We start from the raw sequence: 15867 nt of genomic DNA, 5'->3' as shown, positions 1-15867 counted from the left end.
GCGCGGATGCGGTCACCGGATGTCGGGAAGGGGGCCACAGGGGGGCGGCGTCCCTCGGGTCTGAAAGACGAAATGCTTGCTGGTCAGATAGTTGACGATGAAGGAGACAAGGGTGCCCGCCAGAAGGGCCGGCAGTTCCTGCCCCTCGGCGGCAAAGAGGAACCGGCTGGCCAGCGCGACCGTCGCCACCCGCGCCAGAAGCGTGAGGCCGAGCCCCAGCCCGTACCGCAGCAGGCGCGCCGCATGGGACGCCACCCGCCGCTGCTCGGGCGCCCGCGGCCCCGCGGCCCGAAAGGTCCAGCTGTGGTGCAGGACGTAGTTCAGCGCCGCCCCGGTGGCGAAGCCGCAGGTGGCCGCCAGCGGCAGGCTCAGCCCCGCCAGGACCGCCAGCCACCAGGCCACCGCGAGATCGGCCCCGAGCCCCAGCACCGCGACGAGGCCGAAGCGGATCAGCTCGGCCGGAAGCCGCGCCGCCATCACGCCACCCCCCGCGTGCCGCGGGGCGCGGGCGGGCCGACAAAGGCCTCGGTCGCGCCGGCCCAGTCCGGCCGGGTCAGCCGCACGAGGTCGAAGAGGTCGTAGATGTTGTCGATCTTGCCGCCGAGGATCGAGATCACCCGCGAACCCGCCGGCTGCTGCTGGTAGAGGATCGGCCGGCCGTCGTCCTGCTCGTTCTTCACCAGCACCGTCTTCACGTCGAAGATCGACTTCACCCAGGTGCTTTCGGCCAGGCAGGGCAGGTAGCGCTGCCCGTCGAGGATCATGTGGCGGTGCCGGCTCTGCGGCTCGGCGGCGGCGAAGGTCTCGTAGGCCGAGCGGCCGCTCGTCCCGTCGGTCCAGCTCATCTGCGGCGTGTAGCGGACATGGGTCAGCGAATGCAGCCCCTCGGAGGGATAGGGCATCACCGAGAAGAAGGGCCCGTCCATCACCGTGATCCCGAACCGCTCGAGCTGGGCCGGGGGCCGCACGAGGGCGATCTCCGTCAGCTCGTGCTTGAGGCTGGCCTCGGGCAGGCCGGCCGGACGCAGGAGGCTGTTGATCTGGGCGTAGGTCACGTTGAAGACATGCCGGGCGAACAGCTCCGCCCCCGAGGAGAGCCGCACGACCACGCCCTCGGCCTGCTCCTCGAGCTGCACGGCGGCGGTGGAGAGCCGTACGTCCAGCCCCAGCGCGTCGAGCTGCCCCCCCAGGCGCCGGGCCAGCACGGAATGGTCGAAGGCCATCTCGGTGCAGGCGAAGGCCGCCTCGATGGTGGCCGGATCGAACAGGGCCGCCTGCGACCGGGTGGCGGGGGCGATGGGCGCGCCCATGTCGGCGAACATCCGGTGGAACCGCTTGGCGCTGACCTTCGAGCGGCGCCGCGCGATCGCATAGAGCATCTGGAAGTCGGACCGCACCGCCTCGGGAAAATCCTCGGCGAAGCGGCGGTGCAGCACCATCGACTTGGCCGCCGTCAGGGCCGAGCGCGGATAGTGGAAGCCGGTGTGGACCCGCGCCTGGTTGACCCGCGAGGCGCGGTCCATCAGCCGGTCGCCCGCCTCGACCAGCACGATCCGATCGGTGACCGAGCGCAGGAAGAGCGCCAGGCAGCAGCCGTAGAAGCCGCCGCCGATCACCAGGCAGTCGATGTCGGGGGTGCGGCTCATGCGGTCTTCCGCTCCGGCAGGCGCGGCAGGCCCGGCAGCGCGAGGGCCGCCTTCCCCCCCGCCCCGTCGGCCACCTCGACGTTGAGTTCGGTCATCACCTGCCCGAAGAGGTCCACCGAGCTGCGCTCGTCGAGGATGTCCTCGCCAAGGCCGCCCGACTGGCCCTCGATCATCTTCTGCAGGCCGAGCGAGAGGCCGAAGATCGCCACCGACAGGAAGGTGGCCGTCAGGCTGAGGGCGAGCGTCAGGGTGAACCAGCCCGGCTGCACGTCGTTCAAGGTGAGCCAGACCACCAGCGCATAAAGCGCAAGCGCGAGCGAGGCGAGGGCCACGGCCAGCGACAGCAGCCCCACCAGCGCCAGAACGCGCGGCGCCGTGCTGACCAGCAGCTTCTGCACCAGCCCCAGCTTGCGCCCGAGCCCGCAGAGCGGGCAGGGCCGCAACAGCCCCGCCGCCTTCTGCCACAGCACCGGCAGCGCCGGGTCCGCCGGGGGGAAGCGCAGCGCGAGCTGTGGGTCTGGGTGGGCCAGCAGCCGGTTCAGCAGCGTGCGCGGATAGGCCGCCGTCAGCATGTTGCGGGTGCTGGTGCGAAAGCCCGCGCTGTGCCCCAGCGCCTCGAGCAGCGGGTTCAGCGGGCTGCGCGAGCGGCGCTGCCCGATCACGATGGCGCCGGTGGCCGCGGCCGTCTCGATCATCGCCGGCATGTCCAGCTCGGACCGTTCCTCGATGGCGGCCACCACCACCACATCCCCGATCGCCTCGGCCGCCGCCGCCACGCGCTGGCGGTAGAAGGGCGTGCCGTGGCGCACCTTCAGCAGCCGGATGTTGGCCACGCACGCCATCAGCGCCTCGCAGGCCTCGGCCCGGTCGGCCGGGACGGTCAGCAGCACCTCCCAGTAGCGGAAGCGCGCCGAGATCGCGGCGCACAGCCGCTGCAGGTCCGCCGCCGCCGCCTCGCTGGCCGGAAAGTCGGCGATGCAGACCGAGACGAAGATATCCTCACGCCGGATAGGGATCATGCCGCACCTGCCTTTCCTTCCGCCATGCCGGCCGCCCGCAGGAGCCGGCCGATCGCTGCCTCCAGAACCGCCGGACCGGGATCCGGCGGCGGCTTCATCTCGATGGAATGCCAGCCGGCATAGCCCTTGCGGGCGAGGGCCGCCAAGGCGGTGGCGGCGGCCCCGGCGCTGGCCGGCGCAGGGGCGAGGTCCGGCTCGCTGACATGGACATGGCTGATGGGCGCCCTCACCGCCGCCACCGCCCCGGCGATTCCGTCGAAGGCCCCGTTCATGTGCATGGCCCCGAGATCCAGGATCAGCGTCACCGCCGGATGGCCGAGCCGCGTCACGAAGGCGTCGGCCTCTTCCAGCGTGGTCAGGAAATTCGTGCCGTAGGCCGCGGGATTGAACTCGATCCCCAGCCGCGTCCCCGCCTCTCGGGCCGCCTCGCCCAGTTCGGCAAAGGTGGCCAGCGCCACCGCCTCGGCCTCGGCCGGATCCATGTCCGTGGGGATCACCCGCTGGCGCGGCGAGCCGAAGACGAGGTTCGGGATCCCGAGCCGCCCCGCCAGCGTGATCGCCGCCCGCAGCCCCTCGCGGAACCGCGCGCGTTCCCCGGCCTCGCCGAAGAGGGCCGCCCCCTCCACCCCGAAGAGCAGCGACTGCATCGAGACCAGCTCCAGCCCCGCCGCTTGCGTCTCGGCCAGCGCCGCCGTCAGTTCGGCCTCGGAGGGCGCGAAGGGGCGGGCGCTGCCCGGAAGGAACAGGCCGGGCGCGATCTCGAGCCCGCGGATGCCGTGGGCGGCCAGGAGCCGGTAGATGCGGAGCCTCTCGGCCGGGGGCCAGGCGATGTTCGAGACAGCGAGCTTCATGCCAGGGCCCTTTCCCCGGCGAAGAAGGCCTGCAGCCCCGCAAGCACCTCGTCGGCCGTGGCGATGTAGGGCCCCGCGCGGCCCCAGAGCGCGGCGTGGCGGGTGCGCATGTCCTCGCGGTGGATCCGCGCCGGGCCGGCCGGCATCTCGCGCCCGGTCAGGGCCGCGTGGATGCGCCCCGCCTCGAGCGGCTCGGGGGCGAGGTGGATCGTCTCGAGCCCGGCCCCGAGGCCGAGGCCGATATCGGACCAGAGCCGGTCCATGTCGTAATACTGGAAGCGCGTCGCGGGATGGGTGAACTGCACGGCCGAGAAGCCGAGCGCCGTCACCGCCTCGTCATGGGCGGCCCGCTGGCCACTGGCCGCCAGGGCCGCGCGGTCGATGACCAGAAGATCCGTCTCCGGGTCCGGCCGGTAGAAGCGGGCGAGCCCCGGCCGCAGCCCCGCCGGCAGCCGCCCGGCCAGCTCGTCCAGCCGGGCCCGCGGCAGCATGGTCGGCATCGGGTTCAGGAGGTCGAACAGGAAGTTCTTGCGCAGCCCGCGTCCGAACAGCGCCGGCAGCCGCACGATCAGGCAGCGGTCGAACCTCTCGGCGCAGAACTCCTCGAGCATCCGCCGGTGGCGGCCATAGGCGAGCCCCGTCTGGAAACGGTCGGTGCGCTCGTCGTCCTGCCCGTCGAACTCGGCCAGCACCGCGATCGACGAGACCAGCACGCAAAGTCCAGCCCGGATCGGGGCGAGCCGGTCCATCAGGCCCCGGATCGCGGCCTCGTCGCGCTCGGGACAGCGGTTGGCGGTGAACATCGAACCGGGGGCCGCCGCGCAGACGAGGGTGCCGAACCGCCCGCCCGCCGCCTCGCCGATGTTGGCGCTGTTGAAGAGGGCGCCGAAATCGTGCTGGCGCCGCAGGTGGCTTCCGACGAAGCCGGTGTATCCGATCAGCACATCCATGTGTCTTCACCCTGCGGCGCGCGGCGCCTGTCGGAGGGAAAGGTGGAGGGGCGGCTCATGGCCGGACCTCCGGCTCGGGCTCGTAGCGGCGGAGCGGATGCCCCGCCCGGTCGAGGATCTCGATCGAGGCGATGCGGGGCAGGTCCGGGAAGACCGGATCGATCGTGACGTAGGCCAGGGCGCAGCTGTCCCGCCGCTCCGCCTCGCCGGCCAGCCCGTCGGCGCTGACGAATTCGAAGATGTCCCTGTGGAAGGCCATGTTCAGGTAGCCGCGCACCGCGCCCGAGGCGCCCATCAGGCTGCAGCCGGCCAGCGGATCGCGGCGGAAGCGCCCGATCACCTCGCCGTTGCGCGCGACGGCGGTGCCCCAGGCGTCGTAGCGGCCGGCGTCCAGCTCGAAGGTCGCGACGTTGGTCACGACCACGAAGCCCGCCCCCGCCACCAGCGCCCGGACGCACGTCCGGCCATGCGCGGCCGCCGCCACCGTCATCGCAAGCAGCAGCGGAAGCGCCAGCTTCAGCCGGTCGAAGGAGAATTGCGTGGCGTGCTGCATCATGATGAGGTTCTCGACCATGGGGAAGGTCACCAGCAGGAACAGCAGGAGCAGTTCGGGCCGCCCCCGGAGCAGCGCGTTCCGCCGGATCGTCAGGGCGGCGGCAAGCCCGGTCAGCAGAAGGCCCGCGAAGGAGACGAGATAGCCGAGCGGCAGGGCGACCGCGTCGGGTCGGAGGCTGCGATCAACGGCGCGATGGGCGAGCGCCCGCATCATCTCCGGCGCGCCGATCGCGAGGACGTAGTGCAGGAGGGTTCCCCCTCCGGCGAGAAGGGTCACGCCGGCCAGCGCGAAGGGCAGGCCCAGGGCGGGCCGCAGCGCCTTCCGGCGCAGGACCAGGCCATCGATCGCAAACGCCAGCGCGACGCCCACGTTGAAGACATATCCCGTCCATTCGAGAAGCGGATAAAGGGCGCAGGCCACCAGCAGCCCGCCGAGGCTGACAGGGTCGCGCTGCCCGCAAAGCAGGCGGAATGCGGCCCATGATCCGAATACAAGGCACAATTGCGACAGCGAATGCGGCCAATAGACGGCGCCGTGGCTGACGAGGGATTCGCGCAGGCACAGATAGGAGATCGCCATTGCGGCGAAGATCAGCCAGCCCGCCCTCTCGCGTTCCGCCGGATTGCGGATCTCCCGCAGGGCGACGGCCCGCATGAACCCGCCGATACCAAGGGCCGCCCCCAGCCCGACGAGGGCATTGAACAGTGCCAGATTGAAAAAGGTCACCTTCAGCGAGAGCGACTCCAGCCCATACATCGGGGCCAGGAAGCCGAGCGGCGGGAAGGAGGTGTAGATGTAGCTTCCGCCCGAGGTGGGGACGGTCGATCCCCAGCGGACCGGATTGCCGGGCGCCGGGTCGAGCGTCACCGTCGGCAGGAAGTGATGCGCCGACGGCGGGGATGTCTCCAGCGCCTCGATGGTCCAGAGCGTGTGATAGGTCGCCTCGAGCCCCTGGGCCCCCCCGTGTTCCAGGAAGAAATCGGCGCGCAGCAGCAGGGAAAGGGCGAAGGCAAGGCCGACCGCCAGCAGGGCGAGGCCGGGACGGGCGACCCGTGTCACGACCGCCCCGCCGGCTCGGACCCGGACCGGCCGGACAGCCTTCGCTGCCGGACCCGCGCAGGATCGCTTGTGGGACAGGACGACACGGCAGGGTCCATCCGACACCCGGGAAATGTCATGGAATGAGAACAGTTTATCAATCCGACGGGAAAACCGGACGCAGCGCGACACTCGAACATGGCGAAAACCAAAATAAATAATATCCGACATCTACATTCATGTCGGGGCAGACATAATAGGCAGATCCTCCGCCCGGACAGTGGATTCGTCAATGGTAATAATAATTACACTCCACCATTAATTTGATGAATGGTTAATGCTTTTTGGGGGTCTTGTTTGCGGCCGTGCCCTCCAGGACAATGCGCCGGAGGGCCATCGCCCTTGCGCGCGCGGGCAACTTCTTGAGAAATCTGAAAGGAGCCCTGGCATCCCCTCGACCTGTCGCCCCCGCCGCATCGGGCGCGCGGCGACACCGGACGGCGCCATGCGGTTGCCGGGCCGACCTGCGGGATCGCGCGATCCCCTCTCGGGGACGGTCCTTCAGGGGGCGCGCGCAGGCGGGTCCGCAGGACGGCAACATGAGCGTGAAACCTGCAACCGCGCCCGTTGCGCTTTCGATGTCGGGCGGGACATTCTCCCGAAGGCGCTGAAGAAGGGAAACGATCGTGGCACTGCAAGTCCAGAGGCTGAGCACAACCGCATGTCTGCCGGTCCGCGGCTCCGACGAGGCGGCCGGTTACGATCTCGCGGCCTGCCTCAGGGACGAAGCCGGCGCTCCGCGCGGCAGGTTCACCGAGAGCGGCACCATCACCCTGCGGCCCGGCGCGCGGGCCCTCATCCCGACCGGCCTTGCCTTCACCGTCCCCGAAGGCACCTACGGGCGCATCGGCCCCCGTTCGGGCCTTGCCCTCCGGCACGGCATCGACACGCTCGCCGGCATCGTGGACCGGGATTACACCGACGAGGTCGGGGTGGTCCTCGTCAACCTCGGGCAGGAGCCCTTCGCCATCGAGCACGGCATGCGCATCGCCCAGCTGGTCATCGAGAGGATCGAGACGCCGGAGGTGATCGAGGTCGCGCAGCTCTCGCCGACCGTCCGCGGCACCGGCGGTTTCGGCTCGACCGGCGTCTGACCCTCCCGCGCGGCGGCCAGAGCCGGCCTGGCGAAGCGGCCGCCGCAACGGCGTCGGACGCTCCATCCGGGCGCCGGCCAGCCGGAAAGGGTTGCCCATTGACGAGGCTGCGGAGCCTGAATTCAAGACCTCCTAAAATCATGAATTTGGAAACCGCATTTGAACCTGGATGCAAAGGCGTGGACAGGATCGGCATCGTCCAATCGACCTTCGGCGGCTATCTGTCGGACAATTTCAACTACAGCACCGACCAGCTGAACACCGCGAGCTTCATCACCATCGCCAGCGCATCGGAGGGCTATTCCAAACCCTACAACGAGACCTTCATCTTCCGCGCCGACACCCGGACGCTTTATTTCGATCAGGACAGTGCGGGCTCGACCTATGGCGAGATCGCGCTCTTCACCCAGTCTGGGAGCGCGACCTTGGTGGCGAGCGACATTTTCGGCCTCTGAGAGTAACGCAGGCCGGGCCCTGCGGCCTGCCTTGCGGCGGGGCTGCCTGCAGGCGGCGGGCGCAACTGCCCGGCCCGGCCCTGCCCCACCGGTCCATGGGGGCCGTCCATGGGGAGCAAGGCCCGATCCAGCGGCCCGTTCAGACCCGGGGCTTCCGCCTCCCGGCCCCGCTGCATCGGGCAAGGGGGCGGTTCCTGCAGGTTCCGCGCCGGATATCCGCATCTTTCTGCCCCCGAGGGGTTGGCAGCGACGCGCGGCGCACTCATTGAAAGAGCCATGTCCAGAAGATCGACCTGTCTCGCCGCCCCGCTGCTTCTTGCCCTGACACTCCTGCTTGCCGGCCTCGCGCCCGCCCTGGCCCAGATCCCGGGGCTGAACGGTCCGGCGGCCTCCGAGGCCGAGCCATCCGCGCCCGCCGCCGCCCTGCTCGAACTGCTGCGCGACGATGCCGCCCGCGCCGCGCTGATTGGGGAACTCGAGCGGGCCGCGGCCACCGCGGCGGCGGAGGATCCCGTCGCCCCGCCCTCGGCCGAGATCCTGTCGCTGGGGCGGTCGGCCGCGCTCTTCACCCAGGGCATCGCCGAGAACGCCGCCCGGAGCGTGCAGGACTTCTGGACCGCCCTGAGGGCCGCGCCGGACCTGTTCGACGATCTGGCGGGCCTCGATCTCGGCCTACTCGGAGGGGCGGTCACCGAACTCTTGCTGCTGATCCTGTCCACCGCCACCATCTTCCTGATCCTGCGCCGGCTGGCCATTCCCACCTACCGGCGGATGGGCGAGCGGGCCCGGCGGGCGAGCGTCACGGGGCGCGTGCTGCTCTATCTGGGCGCGCTGGCCATCGACATTCTGATCGTGATCGGCGCCTGGGCCATCGGCTATGTGGTGGCCATCGCGGTGCTGGGCAACGCGGGCCAGATCGGCCTGCGCCAGACGCTCTATCTGAACGCCTTCCTGGGGGTGGAACTGGCGCGCACGGCGATGCGCTTCGTGCTGTCGCCCGCGACGCGCAACCTGCGGATCGTGGCGCTCGGCGACCGGGCCGCGCACACGCTCTCGGCGGCGATGAGCTTCAGCATCGCGCTTCTGGGCTATGGCCAGCTGCTGATCGTGCCCATCGTCGATGACAGCGCCTCGGTGGCCGCCGGGCGCGGGGTCTCGGCGCTGATCTCGATCCTGGGGGTGCTGTTCCTGGCCTTCCTCGTGGTGCGCCACCGCAGGCCCGTCGCCGACTGGCTGCTGCACGAGACGCAGCCGGTGGCCCCGAGCCGCCCGGAGCCCGAGCCGGCGGTGCCGGCGGCCCCGGCCGTGCAGGAGATCGACCCCGACCTTGCCGCCGACATCGCCACGGGCAGCGCCGAGCCGCCTGCGCCGCCCGAAGCGGAACCTGTCGCCCCCGAGCCGCCGCCCCTCTGGGAGGAGACGGCCCATGTGACGCGCCGCTCGCCCGCGCTGGTGGCGCTGGCCCAGTCCTGGCACTGGTTCGCGCTGGCCTATCTGGCGGTGCTGCTCTTGCTGTCGCTGGTCAGTTCGGGGACCGATGCGATGGGGCCGACCTTCGCCTCGCTGCGCATCGCGGGCGTGCTGATCATCGGTTTCATGCTGTCGGGCGCGCTGGCGCGGGCCATCGCCCGGGGGGTGCGGCTGCCCGGCCCGACGCGCGAGAGGCTACCGCTGCTCGAGGGGCGGCTGAACCGGTTCGTGCCGCAGGTGCTGCTGGTGCTGCGCCTGTTCATCCTGGCGGGGGTGCTGCTGTTCACGCTCCACACGACCGGGCTCATCGATGTGCGCCTCTGGCTGCAGAGTCCCTTCGGCCGCAGCCTGTTCGCCACCGTCGTGGCGGTCTCGGCCATCCTCACCGCCTCCTTCGCGATCTGGATCGCCCTCACCTCCTGGATCGACTACCGGCTGAACCCCGCCTTCGGCCATGTCGCGACCTCGCGCGAGCAGACGCTGCTGTCGCTGCTGCGCAATGCGGTCACGATCGCCCTGATCGTGGTGACGCTGATGTTCTGCCTGTCTGAGATCGGGCTGAACATCGGCCCGCTGCTGGCCTCGGCCGGGGTGCTGGGTCTCGCGGTCGGCTTTGGCGCGCAGAAGCTGGTGCAGGACATCATCACCGGCATCTTCATCCAGTTCGAGAACGCCATCAACGTGGGCGACGTGGTCTCGGTCGCGGGCATCTCGGGCGTGGTCGAGCGGCTGACGGTGCGCTCGGTCAGCCTGCGCGACCTGAACGGAGTCTTCCACATCATCCCCTTCTCGTCGGTGGACATGGTGTCGAACTTCATGCGCGATTTCTCGTTCTTCCTCTGCGACATGGGCGTGGCCTACCGCGAGAATGTGGACGAGGTCCGGGCGGCGATGTTCGACGCCTTCAAGGAGCTGCGCCGGCGCCCCGAACATGCGGCCGTCATCCTGGCCGATCTCGAATGGCTGGGGCTCGACTCCTTCGGCGACAGCGCCATCGTGCTGCGCGCCCGCATCAAGACCCTGCCGGGCAAGCAATGGGGCGTGGGCCGCGCCTACAACGAGATCCTCAAGCGCATCTTCGACGAGCGGAACATTGAGATCCCCTTCCCGCACCAGACGATCTATTTCGGCGAGGGCAAGGACGGACGGACCCAGTCGCTGCGCATGGCGCGGCCCGAGGGATAGGCCCTCAGGCCCCGTCGCGGCCCGCCCTGCCGCGGCCCGCCCGGGGGTCCACGGTGTCGCCCAGCTGCAGCAGCGACCGGCCGATCTCGTCCAGCGCAAAGCCGAGCGCATGGAGCCACCGGCCCTCCGGCCCCCGGGCCTCGTCGAGCAGCGCATCCGTCTCGCGCCGCGCCTCCTCGATCCGCCGGATCAGGGCCCGGTCGTCGGTGGGCTGCGGCCGGCCCACATCCATCGCCTCGCGCACGCCCTGAAGATAGGGGCCGACCTCGGCGCGCATCCGCTCGAGCGCGGGGCGCAGCCGCCCGAGGCGCTCCCGGCCGGGCTCGCTCACCTCGCGCCTGACCACCCGGTCGAGGATGACCAGCGCGTGCCACAGGCTCTCGACCGCCGAGGCGACCTCGTGCAGCCCCGATCCGCCCGGCAGGCGCGGGGCAAAGCGGGTTTCGGCAATGCGGGAATGCACCGTCTCCAGATCGCTCAGGAAGCGCGCGTGCAGCGCCTGACGCTCGTCGGTGCCGGGCTCGGTGACGCCGCGCTCGATCAGCTCGAAGAGCCGGGCGCAGTCCTCCACCGCATCGCGCAGCGCCGCGCGAGCGCGCTGGCGGCCGAACACGGGCCAGACCAGGAAGCTCGCCGCGGCCCCCATCAGGGTGCCCACGAGGATCGCAGCGGCCTGCTCCAGCATGTCGATCGCCTCGGGATGGGGGTCGGCCGCCACGACCGCGGCCAGGATCGCGGCGTAGCTGAGCTGCGGCCTCAGCGCGACGATGGCATTGGTCACCACCGCCGCCACCAGCAGGGGAAGCAGCACGCTCTGGCCCGGAAGGCCGGCGGCGGCAAAGCCCACGGTGGTGCCGATCCCCACCCCCACCACCCGGCCGAGCGCGGTGCGCAGCGAGGCGTCGGCGCTGTTGTCGATGGTCAGGAGCGCGGCGATCATCGCCCAGGACAGGTGCGGCGACTGGCCGAAGGACAGGGCGGCCCAGGTCGCGGCGACCGCCCCCACGGTCTGAAGCGACACGCGCAGGACCTGGCGGCCATTGCCGCCGAGCAGGGGGACGGAGAAGGGCGGCATGGACGGATCCCGCAGCTGGACCCGGGGCAAACGCCCCCGGCGGGCGCATGATCCCGCGCCGCGCCCGAAATCGCGGGGGCCCTACTCCGCCAGATGCTGCCGCAGGCCCTCGAGGTCGGGCGCCAGGGCCGCGCGCAGTTCGGCCGGCGGCAGCCAGCCCGGATCGATGCCGCGCATGTCGGGCAGTTCATGCGCGATGCCCTTGTGGCAGTCGATGCAGGTGTAGCCCTCGGTCTGGATCAGATATTGCGTGTGGATCATCCCCGCCCGGTCGGTCTGGCGGGCGAAGTCCATCGCCACCTCGGAATGGCAGTTGCGGCATTCGAGCGAGTCATTGGCCTTCAGCCGCGCCCATTCGTGCTCGGCCAGCCGGAGCCGCTGGTCGAGGAACTTGCGCCGCGTGTCGATCGTGCCGAAGAGATGCCCCCAGACCTCCTTCGAGGCCTGCATCTTGCGCGCGATCTTGTCGGTCCATTCGTGCGGGACGTGGCAGTCCGGGCAGCCCGCGCGCACGCCCGAGCGGTTGGTGTAATGCACCGTGCGGGTCAGCTCCTCGAAGACATTGGCCTGCATCTCGTGGCAGGAGGTGCAGAAGGTCTCGGTGTTGGTGGCCTCGAGCGCGGTGTTGAACCCGCCCCAGAACAGCACGCCGCCGACAAAGCCGCCGAGCGTCAGGAACCCCACGCTGAGAAAGCTCGAGGGCGAGGTGGCGATCGCCCAGAAGCGGCGGATGAATCCCGGAAGCCGCATGTCACCGGGCCCCGCCGCTGGCCGGCATCATCGTCAGCATGTCACGGAACCGGTTCGTCACCAGCGGCTGGGCGTTGGTCTGCGGCACATGGCAGGCGGTGCAGAAGTAGCGGCGCGGCGAGACATCGGCCAGCATCTGGCCCTCGCGGTCCTGGAAATGGGTGATCGAGATCATCGGCGCGGCGACAAGGCCGGAATATTGCCGCCGGTGGCATTCGAGGCAGCGGTTGGCATTGACCGAGAGCTGGTAGCCCTCGATCGAATGCGGGATCACCGGCGGCTGCTCAGGGTAGTTCCGCCCCACGCGGCGGTCGTCGATGATGGTCTCGGGCAGGGGTGGGGCCTCCACCTCGCCCATCGGCCGCTCGGCGCCGGTCAGGCGCGGCGCGTCCTGCAGCTGCGGCGGCGGCGCCATCATGGGCTGCGTCTCCTGCGCCCATGCCGCGGGCACGAGAAGCGCAAGGGCGATGAGGGCGCCAACGGTCAGACGGCTTCGATCTTCACGGCGCATTTCTTGAAATCCGTCTGTCTGGAGATGGGATCGTTGGCGTCGAGCGTCACCTTGTTGATCAGCTGGCTGGCGTCGAACCAGGGCACGAAGACCACGCCGCGCGGCATCCGGTTGCGGCCGCGGGTCTCGAGCCGGGTGCGGATCTCGCCCCGGCGCGAGATCACCCGTACCTCGGACCCGCGATTGAGGCCGCGCACGCGCGCATCCTCGGGGTGCATGTAGCAGACCGCGCCCGGGAAGGCCTTGTAGAGTTCCGGCACCCGCAGCGTCATCGAGCCCGAGTGCCAATGTTCCAGCACCCGCCCCGTCACCAACCAGAAGCCGTAATCCTCGTCCGGGCTTTCGGCCGGCGGCTCGTAGGGCACGGCCAAGATCACCGCCCGCCCGTCGGGCTTGCCGTAGAAGCTGACCCCTTCGCCGGGTTTCACATAAGGGTCATGCCCCTCGCGGTAGCGCCAGAGCGTCTCCTGCCCGTCCACCACCGGCCAGCGTAGGCCGCGGTTCTCGTGATAGCTGTCGAAGGACGCCAGATCGTGGCCGTGGCCGCGGCCGAACTCGGCATATTCCTCAAAGAGGCCCTTCTGCGGATAGAAGCCGAACAGCGCCGCCTCGTGGTTGGCGTAGTCCGGGTCCACCTCCGAGGCGGGGAAGCGGTCCACCGTGCCATTCGCGAACAGCACCTCGAAGAGGGTCTTGCCGCGATAGTCGGGGGCGGCGGTCAGGATCTCTTCGGGCCAGACCTCGTCGGTGGTGAAGCGTTTCGAGAATTCCATCAACTGCCACAGATCCGAGCGCGCCTCGCCCGGCGCCTCGACCAGCTGGTGCCAGAAATGGGTGCGCCGCTCGGCGTTGCCGTAGGCGCCCTCCTTTTCGACCCACATCGCCGCCGGCAGCACCAGATCGGCCGCCCGCCCCGTCACGGTGGGATAGGCGTCCGAGACCACGATGAAATTCTCGGGGTTGCGGTAGCCGGGCCAGGTCTCCTGATCGACATTGGGCGCGGCCTGCATGTTGTTGTTGACCTGCACCCAGTAGAAGTTGATCTCGCCGTCCTTCAGCTTGCGGTCCTGCTCGACGGCATGGGCGCCCACCCAGTCGGGCAGAAGCCCCTCGGGCAGTTTCCAGATATCTTCGGCGTGATGGCGGTGCTCGGGGTTCGTCACCACCATGTCGGCGGGCAGGCGATGGGCGAAGGTGCCCACCTCGCGCGCCGTGCCGCAGGCCGAGGGCTGGCCGGTCAGCGAGAAGGGCGAATTGCCGGGCTCCGCGATCTTTCCGGTCAGCAGATGCAGGTTGTAGACCATGTGGTTGGCCCAGACGCCGCGGACATGCTGGTTGAAGCCCATGGTCCAGAGCGACATGACCTTGCGGTCGGGATCGGCGTAAAGCTCGGCCAGTTCCTCGAGGAGCGCCGGCTCCACCCGGGAAATCTCGGCAGCCCTTTCGAGCGTATATTCGGACACGAAGGCCGCGAAGGCATCGAAATCGGCGGGCGTCATGGCGCCCGCATCGGCCGCCCCCTTGGCGGCCAGTTGAAGCTGGTGCTCGGGGCGCAGGCCATAGCCGATGTCGGTGGCCCCCAGCGCGAAATTCGTGTGCCGGTCCACGAAGTCGCGGTTCACCCGGCCCGTCGAAATGATGTGATGCGCGATGTAGTTCAGGATCGCGAGATCGGTGCCGGGGCGGAAGACGATCGGCGTGTCGGCCAGATCCATGCTGCGGTGGGTGAAGGTCGAAAGCACCGCCACGCGGACATGGTCATGGCTGAGCCGGCGGTCGCTGAGCCGGCTCCAGAGGATCGGATGCATCTCGGCCATGTTCGAGCCCCAGAGCACGAAGGCATCCGCATGTTCGAAATCGTCGTAGCAGCCCATCGGCTCGTCCATGCCGAAGGTGCGCATGAAGGCGGTCGCGGCCGAGGCCATGCAGTGGCGCGCGTTGGGATCGAGGTTGTTCGACCGGAAGCCCGCACGCATGAGCTTGGAGGCCGCATAGCCCTCCCAGATCGTCCACTGGCCCGAGCCGAACATGCCCACCGCCCGCGGGCCCTTCTCCTTCAGCACGCGCTTGGCCTGCGTGGCCATCACGTCGAAGGCCTCGTCCCAGCTGACGGGGGTGAACTCGCCGTCCTTGTGATAGACGCCGTCGCGCATCCGCAGGAGCGGCGTGGTCAGCCGGTCCTCGCCATACATGATCTTGGACAGGAAATAGCCCTTCACGCAGTTGAGCCCGCGGTTCACCTCGGCCTGCGTGTCGCCGTGGGTGGCCACCACCTGCCCGTCGCGGGTGCCCACCATGACCCCGCAGCCGGTGCCGCAGAAGCGGCAGGGCGCCTTCGACCAGCGGATGCGCAGCGCCTCGGCGCCGCCGGTGACCGGCTGGGCCAGCGCCGCCGCCGGCAGGCCGGCCGCCGCCGCGGCCGTGGCGGCCGCCTGCGCCTTGATCAGATCGCGCCGTGTCAGGGTCATGCCGTCTCTCCCAGAGAGTTGAGGGACTCCACCTGCTCGTAGACCATGCAGGCGGAATGGACGCCGTCGAGCAGCGTCAGTTGGGTCAGCGCGGCCCCGGTGGCGCCGCGGCTGGCGGTCTCGATCAGCACGACGAGCCGGCCCTGCTGCGCGATGGCCACCTCGCAGCCCGCAACGCCCGCAACGCGGGCGGCGACAGGGGCCTCGTCGCCCGGCCGCACGCGCAGGATCGCGCTCGAGATGTGCCCTTGAGCCTCAGGCATCGGCCGCCTCCCTTTCCTGCATCCCGACCGCATCCGCCGGGCAGATCGCCACGCAGGCCCCGCAGCCCGTGCAGCGGCTGGCGGCCAGTTCCGGCACCGCCGGCCCGCCGATCCGCGGCCGGAGCCGGATCGCGGCCTCGGGGCAGATGTCGGCGCAGGCCATGCAGGCCACGCCGCCGAGGGTGAGGCAGCCCGCCCTCACGGCGGCAACCTGCGTGAAGGCCGGGCGGGTCAGGTCGAAGACCGGCTCGGGGCAGGCCTCGGCACAGGCGCCGCAGAAGCTGCATTCGCCGCGGCCGAACGCCACCTGCGGCAGGCCCCGCTCCATCAGCAGGATCGCCTCGGGGCAGGCCTCGACGCAGGCCGCGCAGCCGGTGCAGCGCGCCATGTCGGCCTCGCGCGACCAGGGCGGCCGGATCGGCGCCGGATGCTCCGTCAGTTCGACGGAAAGGAAGCTGCGGCGGTTGAGGGCCATG

At 70.2% G+C, this 15867-nt stretch carries 15 protein-coding genes; 3 read left to right on the top strand and 12 right to left on the bottom strand.

What is annotated here, in order from left to right:
- Positions 1-12: 12 nt before the first annotated feature.
- The 6 genes from LV780_RS19560 to LV780_RS19535 are packed head-to-tail and all read right to left on the bottom strand — an operon-like array spanning position 13 to position 6081.
- Entirely contained in the window at positions 13-477 is a 465-nt protein-coding gene (locus LV780_RS19560; RefSeq protein ID WP_117345146.1) for a GtrA family protein, read from the bottom strand.
- Positions 477-1646: an FAD-dependent oxidoreductase gene (locus LV780_RS19555; protein ID WP_117345145.1), complete on the bottom strand. Its 1170-nt coding sequence runs from the start codon at positions 1644-1646 to the stop codon at positions 477-479. The genes LV780_RS19560 and LV780_RS19555 overlap by 1 nt, the downstream gene beginning before the upstream one ends.
- A complete protein-coding gene (locus LV780_RS19550) occupies positions 1643-2665 on the bottom strand; it encodes a hypothetical protein (RefSeq protein ID WP_117345144.1) in 1023 nt (340 codons plus the stop codon). The genes LV780_RS19555 and LV780_RS19550 overlap by 4 nt, the downstream gene beginning before the upstream one ends.
- On the bottom strand, positions 2662-3516 hold the full coding sequence (locus LV780_RS19545; RefSeq protein ID WP_117345143.1) for a sugar phosphate isomerase/epimerase family protein: 855 nt from the start codon (positions 3514-3516) through the stop codon (positions 2662-2664). Before LV780_RS19545 ends, LV780_RS19550 begins: the two co-directional genes overlap by 4 nt.
- A complete protein-coding gene (locus LV780_RS19540) occupies positions 3513-4466 on the bottom strand; it encodes a hypothetical protein (RefSeq protein WP_117345142.1) in 954 nt (317 codons plus the stop codon). Before LV780_RS19540 ends, LV780_RS19545 begins: the two co-directional genes overlap by 4 nt.
- Before the next feature lie 55 nt (positions 4467-4521).
- Positions 4522-6081 carry a hypothetical protein gene (locus tag LV780_RS19535; RefSeq protein ID WP_117345141.1) on the bottom strand — a complete coding sequence of 520 codons (1560 nt, stop codon included), beginning with the start codon at positions 6079-6081 and terminating at the stop codon, positions 4522-4524.
- Positions 6082-6746: 665 nt separating this feature from the next.
- On the opposite strand from LV780_RS19535, the gene dut reads away from it, so the two are divergent.
- The 3 genes from dut (at position 6747) to LV780_RS19520 (ending at position 10324) form a co-directional block, all read left to right on the top strand.
- Positions 6747-7214 carry a dUTP diphosphatase gene (gene dut, locus LV780_RS19530; protein ID WP_117345140.1) on the top strand — a complete coding sequence of 156 codons (468 nt, stop codon included), beginning with the start codon at positions 6747-6749 and terminating at the stop codon, positions 7212-7214.
- Between the two features lie 179 nt (positions 7215-7393).
- Positions 7394-7669 (top strand): hypothetical protein, encoded by a 276-nt coding sequence (locus LV780_RS19525; protein ID WP_117345139.1) that lies wholly within the window; start codon positions 7394-7396, stop codon positions 7667-7669.
- Positions 7670-7945: 276 nt separating this feature from the next.
- Complete coding sequence (locus LV780_RS19520) at positions 7946-10324, top strand: mechanosensitive ion channel domain-containing protein (protein WP_117345138.1); 2379 nt, start codon at positions 7946-7948, stop codon at positions 10322-10324.
- Positions 10325-10328: 4 nt separating this feature from the next.
- On the opposite strand, the gene LV780_RS19515 is transcribed toward LV780_RS19520, so the two are convergent.
- The 6 genes from LV780_RS19515 to napF all read right to left on the bottom strand — a co-directional run bounded on the left by LV780_RS19515 (position 10329) and on the right by napF (position 15866).
- Positions 10329-11399, bottom strand: coding sequence for an FUSC family protein (locus LV780_RS19515; RefSeq protein WP_117345137.1), 1071 nt, complete (start codon positions 11397-11399; stop codon positions 10329-10331).
- A gap of 81 nt (positions 11400-11480) precedes the next feature.
- Positions 11481-12149 carry a cytochrome c3 family protein gene (locus tag LV780_RS19510; RefSeq protein WP_117345136.1) on the bottom strand — a complete coding sequence of 223 codons (669 nt, stop codon included), beginning with the start codon at positions 12147-12149 and terminating at the stop codon, positions 11481-11483.
- A 1-nt stretch (position 12150) separates the two neighbouring features.
- Entirely contained in the window at positions 12151-12660 is a 510-nt protein-coding gene (locus tag LV780_RS19505; RefSeq protein WP_407647928.1) for a nitrate reductase cytochrome c-type subunit, read from the bottom strand.
- Entirely contained in the window at positions 12633-15128 is a 2496-nt protein-coding gene (gene napA, locus LV780_RS19500) for a periplasmic nitrate reductase subunit alpha (RefSeq protein WP_117345135.1), read from the bottom strand. Before napA ends, LV780_RS19505 begins: the two co-directional genes overlap by 28 nt.
- Entirely contained in the window at positions 15125-15391 is a 267-nt protein-coding gene (locus LV780_RS19495; protein WP_117345134.1) for a chaperone NapD, read from the bottom strand. Before LV780_RS19495 ends, napA begins: the two co-directional genes overlap by 4 nt.
- A complete protein-coding gene (napF, locus tag LV780_RS19490) occupies positions 15384-15866 on the bottom strand; it encodes a ferredoxin-type protein NapF (protein ID WP_011911098.1) in 483 nt (160 codons plus the stop codon). Before napF ends, LV780_RS19495 begins: the two co-directional genes overlap by 8 nt.
- Between the last annotated feature and the right edge of the window lies 1 nt (position 15867).

The sequence above is a fragment of the Cereibacter azotoformans genome, assembly GCF_021391315.1.
GTDB lineage: Bacteria > Pseudomonadota > Alphaproteobacteria > Rhodobacterales > Rhodobacteraceae > Cereibacter_A > Cereibacter_A azotoformans.
Note: the sequence above shows the minus strand (reverse complement) of the source record. Positions and strands in the feature narration are given on the sequence as shown.